The following is an 8,972-nucleotide window of genomic DNA, read 5'->3' on the forward strand; positions in this document are numbered from 1 at the left end:
CACCAGCGGGTGTCCGCGGCCCACGGCCGTGCGGTCCGGGGAGGACTACTTCTTCTTGCGCTTCTCGCGCACCCGGACCGAGATCGAGATCGGGGTGCCCTCGAAGCCGAACTCCTCGCGCAGGCGGCGCTCGATGAAGCGGCGGTAGCCGGCCTCCAGGAAGCCGGACGCGAACAGCACGAACCGCGGCGGGCGGGTGCCGGCCTGGGTGCCGAACAGGACGCGCGGCTGCTTGCCGCCGCGGATCGGGTGCGGGTGCGCGGCGACCAGTTCGCCGAGGAAGGCGTTCAGGCGGGCGGTCGGGATGCGGGTCTCCCAGCCGGCCAGCGCGGTCTCGATCGCCGGGACGAGCTTCTCCATGTGGCGGCCGGTCTTCGCCGAGACGTTGACCCGGGGCGCCCACTGGACCTGCACGAGGTCGCGCTCGATCTCGCGCTCCAGGTAGAAGCGGCGCTCCTCGTCGAGCTGGTCCCACTTGTTGTAGGCGATGACGACGGCGCGCCCGGCCTCGACGGCCATCGAGATGATCCGGGTGTCCTGCTCGGCGAGGGTCTCGCTGGCGTCGACCAGGACGACCGCGACCTCGGCCTTCTCCAGCGCGGCGGAGGTCCGCAGCGAGGCGTAGAAGTCGGCGCCGGAGGTCAGGTGCACGCGCCGGCGGATACCGGCGGTGTCGATGAACTTCCAGGTCTTGCCGCCGAGTTCGATCAGCTCGTCGACCGGGTCACGGGTGGTGCCGGCCAGCTCGTTGACGACCACGCGGTCCTCGCCGGCGACCTTGTTCAGCAGGCTGGACTTGCCGACGTTCGGCCGGCCGATCAGCGCGACGCGGCGCGGGCCGCCCGGGGCCAGGCCGTCGCCGAACAGCTGCGGCGGGGCCTCCGGCAGCACCTTCAGCACGGCGTCCAGCAGGTCGCCGGAGCCGCGGCCGTGCAGCGCGGAGACGGGGTACGGCTCGCCCAGGCCCAGCGACCACAGGTAGGCGGCCTCGGCCTCGGTGGACGGGCCGTCGACCTTGTTGGCGCACAGCACCACGGGCTTGCCGGAGCGGCGGATCAGCTTGACCAGCGCGTCGTCGGTGTCGGTGGCGCCGACCGTGGCGTCGACCACGAACAGCACCGCGTCGGCCTGCTCGATGCCGAGCTCGGCCTGGGCGGCGACCATCGCGTCGATGCCGAGGACGTCGATCTCCCAGCCGCCGGTGTCCAGCACCTTGAAGCGGCGGCCGGCCCACATCGCCTCGTAGCTGACCCGGTCGCGGGTCACGCCGGGGCGGTCCTCGACGACCGCCTCGCGGCGGCCGATGATGCGGTTGACCAGGGTCGACTTGCCGACGTTCGGGCGGCCGACGATCGCCAGCACCGGGAGCGGGCCGTGGCCGTCCAGGTCGGCGTCGATCTCGGAGGCGTCGAAGCCCTCCTCGGCGGCCAGCGCCAGGAACTCGGCGTACTCGGCGTCGCCGAGCTCGCCGTGCGCGGCGGTGGTGTCGTTGCTCATGTTCCGTCTTCCTTTTCCCGGCCCGGCCCTTCCCAGGGGCGGACCGTGCGTACCTGCCCCGCGGGCAGCGCGAACCGCGCGGATCTCGCGCGGTCGGATCGTTCGGTGCGGCTCAGGCGGCGGTCAGGCCGGCCCGGGCCTCGACCAGGGCGGTGATCGTGCCGATCACCTGGTCGAGGGTGAGTTCGCTGGTGTCGACCAGCTCCGCGTCCGCGGCCCGGGTCAGCGGGGCGGTCTCGCGGGAGGAGTCGGCGGCGTCCCGGCGGGCCAGGTCGGCGGCCATCGCGGTGATCGTCGCCTCGTCCAGGCCCTTGGCGCGCAGTTCGGCGGCGCGCCGCTCGGACCGGGCCTGCTCGGACGCGGTCAGGAAGACCTTCACGGTGGCGTCCGGGAACACCACGCTGCCCATGTCGCGGCCCTCGGCGACGATGCCGCGGGCGGCGTGCGCGGCGCAGCCGCGCTGGAGCTCGACCAGGCGGGCCCGCACTGCGGGGACCGCGGCCACGGCGCTGACCTTGGCGGTCACCTCGGGGCCGCGGATCGGGCCGGACACGTCCTGGCCGTCCACGGTTATGGTCGGGCCGGCGGCGTCGGTGCCGGAGACGATGACCGGCTTGGCGCAGGCGATCGCCACGGCCTCCGGGTCCTCGACGTCGATCCCGTTGGCCAGCATCCACCAGGTCATCGCGCGGTACATGGCGCCGGTGTCCAGGAAGCTCAGGCCCAGCCGCGCGGCCACTGCCCGCGACACCGTGGACTTCCCGGAGCCCGAGGGTCCGTCGATGGCGACGACGACCGGGCTGTTCGACGCTCGGTCGGCACTGTCCACGGGGCGAACCTCTCTCTCACGACACACGAACTCACCTCAAGGTTAATGGACTCGCGCCGCGCTCCCGCCCGCGCGCCCTGCGGGGGGCGCACGGCGGGGCCCGCTCAGTCCCGGACGCCCCAGCCGCGGTCGCGCAGGCCCGCCGCCAGCGTCCGCACCACGGCCGGGGCGACGGCGAGCTGCACGTGGCCGACCTGCTGGCCGGTGGAGTGTTCGATGGTGACGTCCTCGATGTTGACGCCGAGGGCGCCGACCTCGCCGAAGAGCCGGCCGAGTTCGCCGGGCTGGTCGCCGAGGACGACGGTGACGGTCTCGTAGCGGGTGGGCGGGGCGCCGTGCTTGCCGGGGATGCGGGCCTGGCCGGTGTTGCCGCGTCGCATGACGGCTTCGATGCCGGCGGCGCCCGCGCGGCGCCCGTCCTCGTCGGCGCCCTGGAGGGCGCGGAGCGCGGTGACGGTCTCGGCGAGGTCGGCGGCGAGGTCGTCGAGGACGTCGGCGACGACGCCCGCGTTGGCGGAGAGGATGTCGATCCACATCGCGGGGTTGGAGGCGGCGATGCGGGTGACGTCGCGCACGCCCTGCCCGGACAGGCGCACCGCCGTCTCCTCGGCGTGCTCCAGCCGGGCCGCGACCAGCGAGGACAGCAGTTGCGGCGCGTGCGAGACGAGCGCCACGGCGCGGTCGTGGTCGGCGGCGTCCATGACGATCGGCATGGCGCCGCACAGGGCGACGAGTTCGAGCGCGGCGTTGAGCGTCTCGGTGTCGGTGTCGGCGGTGGGGGTGAGCACCCAGGGCCGGCCCTCGAAGAGGTCGGCGGTGGCGGCGAGCGGCCCGGAGCGTTCGCGGCCGGCCATCGGGTGCGAGCCGATGTAGCGGACGGTGTCGAGGCCGAGCGCGGTGATCTCGCCGCGCGGTCCGGCCTTGACGCTGGCGACGTCGGTGTAGGTGCGGGCGAGGCCGCGCCGCTGGCAGTCCGCGAGGACCTTGCCGACCAGCGCGGGCGGGACGGCGATGATCGCCAGGTCGACGGGCCCGTCCGGGAGTTCGGTGGTGCCGGCGCCGAGCGAGGCGGCCGTGCGGGCGGCGTCCTGGTCGGCGTCCTCGAGGTACACGCTGATGCCCCGGCGGGTGAGGGCGAGCGCGGCGGAGGTGCCGATCAGTCCGGTGCCGATGACGGCGGCTGTGCGCATGGCGGGTTTCCGTCTCCCTGGTGGCGGTGGTGGTCGGGCCATTGTCCCGCACCCGCAGGCGGCGGGCGCGGTTGGCCGACGCGCAGGGGAAATCCGGGTCCGGCGACGGGGATTGGGTGCAGACTGGGCGCCCTGGTCCGGGGTTCGGGCCGGCGGCGGAAGGGGGCGAGGTGGCGGGGCAGCAGGCGGTGTGGGAGTCGGGGCTGGTGTCGGTGGTGGTGCACTCGGTGGGCGCGGTGTGCCGGCGCCGGGCGTCGGGTGTGCTGCCGGCGGACGGCCGGGTGGAGGTCGGCGGTCTGCCGCGGCTGGCGGCGGAGGGTTCGCTGCGGGTGCGGGTGGTGGCGGGCGAGGCGCGGGTCGTGGAGGCCCGGGTGGTGCACGCGGAGCGGGTCCGCGAGGAGGGCGGGTCGCCGTCCTGGGAGCGGGAGTTGAAGGAGCTGGGCGCGGAGCGCGACCGGCTGGTGGAGCGTCAGGAGCGGTTGGAGGCGCGGATCCGCGAGGTCGCGGCGCTGCGCCCGGTGCCGCCGCAGCGGCGCCGGGACGAGGGGCTGCGGCGGGCGCCGGCGGACGCGGTGCTGGAGCTGGCGGAGTTCGTGGACGCGCGGCTGGCGGTGCTGCAGGAGCGGGCGGTGGAGCTGGCGCAGCGGGTCCGGCTGGCGGAGCACGCGTTCGAGGTGGCGTCGGTGCGGGCGCGGCAGCGTTCGAGCGCGGAGCAGCCGGGCGGGGTGGAGTCGTCGGCGCGGGCGCTGGTGACGGTGCGCGGCGCGGGCGCGGTGGAGCTGGAGGTGGAGTACGCGGTGCCGGGTGCGGTGTGGGTGCCGACGTACCAGCTGGCGCACCGCCGGGGCGAGGGTTCGGCGCGGCTGGTGCTGCGGGCGTCGGTGGCGCAGCGGACGGGCGAGGACTGGTCGGGGGTGCGGTTGGCGCTGTCGACGGCGGACCTGGCCCGGCCGAGCGGTCTGCCGCGGTTGGGTTCGCTGCGGATCGGTCGGCGGCAGGAGCCGGCCGCGCCGTCGGGGTGGCGGGCGCAGCCGGCGGGGCTGGACGAGCTGTTCGCGGACTGGGAGGGCGCGCAGCGGTCGAAACCGGTGCCGGAGCCGCCGTTGGCGGTGGCGGCGGCGGGTGGTGCGCCGCCGCCACCGCGGCCGTCCCGTCCGGGCGGCGCGGCGGCGAAGCGGCCCCGGGCGGGGGGCGGTGCGGTGCCGGCGGCCCCGGCCCCGGCGGGGTTCGTGCCGCAGCCCGCGCCGCCGGTCGCCCCGCTGCCGGCGCCGGTGGCCCCGGGTGCGCCGATGGCCGCGGGGGCCGCGCCGGGGTACGGCGGTGCGCCGATGGCCGCGGAGGCCGCGCCGGGGTACGGCGGTGCGCCGGCGGAGTCGGCGCGGGCATACCGCGGCGTGGTCGCGGTGGAGGTCGGGCCGGCGGCCGTCGAGCCGGCGGTTCCGGCGGGCCCGCGCCCGTCCTCGGACCAGTTGGACTACGCGGGCCTGGTGCTGGCGGGCCCGCAGGAGGAGGCGTTCCGTCGCGGCCGGCTGTTCCCGCGGGGCGGTCCGGACACGGCGGGGGCGTTGCGCGGTGCGGAGGCGGTGGGCCGGCTGCCGCTGCCGGCGTTCGCGGCGCGGCCGCGCGTCTCGGCCGGGTCGTTCGACCACCGGTTCGACGCGGTGGCGCCGGCCGACATCCCGTCGGACGGGGTGTGGCACACGGTGGCGGTGGCGGAGCTGCCGGTGGCGGTGACGACCCGTTACGTGTGCGTGCCGGCCGTGGAGGAGGCGGTGTACGCGGTGCTGGAGGTGGCGAACGACACGGCGCACGCGCTGCTGGCGGGGCCGGTGGAGGTGTCGGTGGACGGCGACTTCCTGCTGACGGCGGCGCTGCCGACGCTGGCGCCGGGCGGGGTGCGGGAGGTGGGCCTGGGCCGCGCGGAGGAGCTGCGGGTGGCCCGGCACAGCGAGATGCGGGAGTCGACGTCGGGGGTGCTGAACTCGACGACGGTGCTGGACCACCGGGTGCGGATCGAGCTGGTGAACCGGCTGCCGCACGAGGCGTCGGTGGAGGTCCGCGAGCGGGTGCCGGTGAGCGGCGACGCGGAGGTGCGGGTGGAGGAGCGGCCGGGCTGGTCGCCGCCGCAGGAGCCGTCCGCGCAGCTGCCGCCGTCGGCGCGGATCCGGCGGGTGGTGGTGCCGGCCGGGGGTTCGACGGAGCTGACGGGCGGCTATGTGGTCCGTATCCCGGCCGGCAAGGCCGTGGTCGGCGGGAACCGGAGGAGCTGAAGCGTGTTCGAGGAGACTTTGCCGCTGCCGGTCACCGCGGTCACCTGTCTGGAGGACCGGGCGCAGCTGGAGCGGACGGCGGAGGTCGAGCTGCCGCCGGGCGTGCACCGGCTGCGGCTGGGGCCGGTGACGGCGCTGGCGGTGGACCGTTCGCTGCACGCGCGGCTGCTCGGCCCGGACGGCGCGGAGACGGACGGCGCCCGGGTGCTGGACGTCCGCCTGGTGCGGTCCTGGCAGCCGCCCGCACCGCTGGCGCCGGGTCCGGACGATTCGGAGCTGCGCCGCCGGGTGCACGACCTGGAGCGGGAGTACCTCGCGGAGTCGCGCCGCCAGGAGCGGCTGGAGGCCCGGCTGGCGCTGCTCGGGCAGCTGGCCGCGGACCTGCTGCGGGAGATCGGCGAGGGTGCGGGCGTCGGCGAGCTGGAACAGGCCCGCTGGTCGCGCGAGCTGGACCGGGTGGACGCCGAACGGGAGTCGTACGGCGAGCAGTTGCGGGCCTCGCGGGTGCGGGCGGTGGAGCTGACGGTGGCCCAGGGGCACGCCGAGCTGGCGCTGGCCCGGGCCGAGCAGGAGCCGGCCGAGCTGCTGGCGTTCGTGGAGCTGTCGGTGGAGTGCGCCGCGCCGGGCCGGTTCCTGGCCCGGGTGGGGCATCTGACGGCGTGTGCGCTGTGGCGTCCGGCGTACCGGGCGGAGCTGGTGGGCGGCACGCTGCGGCTGGAGACCGAGGCGGTGGTGTGGCAGCGCACCGGCGAGGACTGGTCGGGGGTGCGGCTGACGCTGTCGACGGCGCGGTCCGCGTCGGCGGGCGAGCCGCCGGCGCTGGTCGAGGACCGGCTGGTGCTGCGGGAGCGTTCGGCGCAGGAGAAGCGGACCGTCGAGGTGGAGCTGCGCGAGCAGGCGATCTCCGACGCGGGGCCGCTGGAGCCGGGCCTGCCGGGCGTGGACGACGGCGGCGAGGTGCGGGTGCTGCGGGCCGCGGAGCCGGTCTCGGTGCCGTCGGACGGGCGGGCGCACCGGGTGCCGGTGAGCGCGTTCGAGACCGGGGCGCGCAGCGAGTTCGCGGCGGCGCCGGAGCTGTCGGAGCTGGTGACGGAGGTGGTGTCGTTCCGCAACGCGTCCGGGCACGCGCTGCTGGCCGGCCCGGTCGACCTGGTGCGCGGGTCCGGCTACACGGGGCGCGGCGCGCTGGAGTTCACCGCGCCGGGAGCGCCGGTGCGGCTGGCGTTCGGCGGGGCGGACGGCCTGCGGGTGGTGCGGGAGGCCGAGGAGCGCCGCGAGGGCGCGGGCCTGGGCGGGCAGCGCACCCTGCTGACCCGGACGGTGCGCCTGCACCTGTCGCGGTTCTCCGCGCCGGGCGAGGACGCCGAGCAGGTGGTGACGGTCCGCGAGCGGATCCCGGTGTCGGAGGTGTCGGCGGTGGAGGTGCGGCTGCGCAAGGAGCGCTGCTCGCCGCCGCCGGACGAGCTGGACGGCGACGGCATCGCCCGCTGGGAGGTGCCGCTGCCGCCGGGCGGGCGGCGCACCGTCACGCTGGTGTACGAGGTGTCGGCGGCCGCGAAGGTGGCCGGCCTGTGAGCGGCCCCTCCCGACGGCCCGTCAACTCCGGTACAAAAGAGACATGATCTACCATCTCGCCCCGCTGGACGACTGGCTGCGCGACCCGGGCCGGCCGTACACCGCCGCCTCGCTGCTCACCGAGGGCTTCCTGCACTGCTCGCCGGACGAGACCACGGTGCTGGCGGTCGCCAACCTGTTCTTCCGGGACACCCCGGATCCGCTGATGGCGCTGCTGATCGAGGAGAGGCTCGTCGAACCGATGGTGAAGTGGGAGGCGGCCACCGGCGGGCCGCCTCCCGGCAGCACCCCGGGGGTGCTGTTCCCGCACATCTACGGGCGGCTGAACCGGACGGCCGTGGTCGGCCTGGAGAAGCTGGAGCGCGGCCCGGACGGGACGTGGGCCGCGCTGCGCCCCTGGAGCTGAGCCCCGGGCCCGTCCGCCCGGCGCGCCCCGGACGGGCCCTACAGCCAGCCGCGCTCGCGGGCCGCCATCCCGGCCTGGAACCGGGTGGTGGCCCCGAGTTCGCGCATCAGGCCCTGCAGGCGGCGCTGGGTGGTGCGGGCGCTCCAGCCCAGCGAGCGGGCGATCGACTCGTCGGTGAGGCCGGCGGCGAGCAGCCCGAGCAGCTTCAGGTGGTCGGAGTCCGGGCCGGGCCCGTCGCCGCCGCCGATCACCGTCTGCAGCGGCACGGCCCGCTCCCACTCGGCCTCGAACAGCGCGTCCAGGGCCTGCAGCAGCGCGGACGGGTGGATGACGTACGCGGCGTCCAGCACGCTGTCGCCGACGCTGATCGGGATGATCGCCATCTTGTCGTCGGCCATCATCATCTTCATCGGCAGCACCGGCCGGACCCGGGCCTCCTCGCCGTCCTCGACGCCGGTGAGGATCTCCTGCTCCAGCCGCCCGGGCCAGGCGATCGCCTCCTTGTCGAAGACCGTCCGGATCCGCACCCCGGCCTTGAGCTTGGCCCGCTGCCGGGGCTGCTCCACGGTCGGGTCCTGGACGTACGGCGGGCAGTCGAAGCCGCGGATCTGGTACTGGGCGGATTCCACCAGGTGCTCCAGGCGCTGGGCGATCGCCTCGCCGCCGGTGAGCACCTCCACCGAGTGCGCCGGGTCGGTGTACCTGGACGCCTCCCGGAACGCGTCCATCAGGCGGTGCATCTCGGCGCGGGCCGAGCGCAGTTCGGCCTCGCGGTGGCCGATCAGGGTGCCGATGGCGACGTCCGGGGCGACCGCCAGGTAGCGCTCCCGGTCGACCGGGGCGCGGGTGGCCATGCCCTGTTCGGCGAGCCGGTCCAGGGCCTGCCGGCACTGGTCCAGCGTCAGGCCGCACTGTTCGGCCAGTTCCTGGGCGGTCGACTGCGGCGTGACGACCAGCGCGGCGTACACCTGGCCGTCGGGCCGGCCGAGGCCCAGCACGGTGAATGCGTCGAGCATGTGCTTCCTTCCCCCGCCGCCCCGTCCCCTGACGCGGTGGCGCACTTCCGCCACGCGTCGGAGCGAACTTCGGTGGCAATCTTCTGCCAACGGGTCGAACGATAGCAAGGCCGCACGGCGCGCCTCGGCCAAGGCCCCGCAAAGAGCTCCGTACACGCCGAGAGCCCGCTCGCCGCGGCGCGGCGAGCG

Annotated in this window: 7 protein-coding genes; 3 read left to right on the plus strand and 4 right to left on the minus strand. The window is 76.0% G+C overall.

Annotated features, from left to right (window positions below):
* Nucleotides 1-45 precede the first annotated feature (45 nt).
* From der to ACFV1L_RS36000, 3 genes are all read right to left on the minus strand, one after another.
* Nucleotides 46-1,497 (minus strand): ribosome biogenesis GTPase Der, encoded by a 1,452-nt coding sequence (gene der, locus ACFV1L_RS35990; RefSeq protein WP_380374435.1) that lies wholly within the window; start codon nucleotides 1,495-1,497, stop codon nucleotides 46-48.
* Nucleotides 1,498-1,609: 112 nt separating this feature from the next.
* Complete coding sequence (gene cmk / locus ACFV1L_RS35995) at nucleotides 1,610-2,326, minus strand: (d)CMP kinase (RefSeq protein WP_380374437.1); 717 nt, start codon at nucleotides 2,324-2,326, stop codon at nucleotides 1,610-1,612.
* 104 nt (nucleotides 2,327-2,430) lie between these two features.
* Nucleotides 2,431-3,516: a prephenate dehydrogenase gene (locus tag ACFV1L_RS36000; RefSeq protein ID WP_380374440.1), complete on the minus strand. Its 1,086-nt coding sequence runs from the start codon at nucleotides 3,514-3,516 to the stop codon at nucleotides 2,431-2,433.
* Nucleotides 3,517-3,686: 170 nt separating this feature from the next.
* Here ACFV1L_RS36000 and ACFV1L_RS36005 point away from each other — a divergent pair, with 170 nt between their 5' ends.
* Genes ACFV1L_RS36005 through ACFV1L_RS36015 form a run of 3 tightly spaced genes read left to right on the plus strand, consistent with a single transcriptional unit; the run spans nucleotide 3,687 to nucleotide 7,767 of the window.
* A complete protein-coding gene (locus ACFV1L_RS36005; RefSeq protein WP_380374441.1) occupies nucleotides 3,687-5,786 on the plus strand; it encodes a DUF4139 domain-containing protein in 2,100 nt (699 codons plus the stop codon).
* A 3-nt stretch (nucleotides 5,787-5,789) separates the two neighbouring features.
* On the plus strand, nucleotides 5,790-7,361 hold the full coding sequence (locus tag ACFV1L_RS36010) for a mucoidy inhibitor MuiA family protein (RefSeq protein ID WP_380374444.1): 1,572 nt from the start codon (nucleotides 5,790-5,792) through the stop codon (nucleotides 7,359-7,361).
* A 43-nt stretch (nucleotides 7,362-7,404) separates the two neighbouring features.
* Nucleotides 7,405-7,767 (plus strand): DUF952 domain-containing protein, encoded by a 363-nt coding sequence (locus ACFV1L_RS36015; RefSeq protein WP_380374447.1) that lies wholly within the window; start codon nucleotides 7,405-7,407, stop codon nucleotides 7,765-7,767.
* 38 nt (nucleotides 7,768-7,805) lie between these two features.
* On the opposite strand, the gene ACFV1L_RS36020 is transcribed toward ACFV1L_RS36015, so the two are convergent.
* Complete coding sequence (locus ACFV1L_RS36020; protein WP_380374450.1) at nucleotides 7,806-8,783, minus strand: helix-turn-helix domain-containing protein; 978 nt, start codon at nucleotides 8,781-8,783, stop codon at nucleotides 7,806-7,808.
* Between the last annotated feature and the right edge of the window lie 189 nt (nucleotides 8,784-8,972).

The organism is Kitasatospora sp. NPDC059646 (assembly GCF_042734615.1).
Lineage (GTDB): Bacteria > Actinomycetota > Actinomycetes > Streptomycetales > Streptomycetaceae > Kitasatospora.

Bases quoted from the DNA above. Each gene is read 5' to 3' on its own strand.
- ACFV1L_RS36015 (WP_380374447.1), top strand. From the start codon at position 7,405: ATGATCTACCATCTCGCCCCGCTGGACGACTGGCTGCGCGACCCGGGC.
- ACFV1L_RS36020 (WP_380374450.1), bottom strand. From the start codon at position 8,783: ATGCTCGACGCATTCACCGTGCTGGGCCTCGGCCGGCCCGACGGCCAG.
- der (WP_380374435.1), bottom strand. From the start codon at position 1,497: ATGAGCAACGACACCACCGCCGCGCACGGCGAGCTCGGCGACGCCGAG.
- ACFV1L_RS36000 (WP_380374440.1), bottom strand. From the start codon at position 3,516: ATGCGCACAGCCGCCGTCATCGGCACCGGACTGATCGGCACCTCCGCC.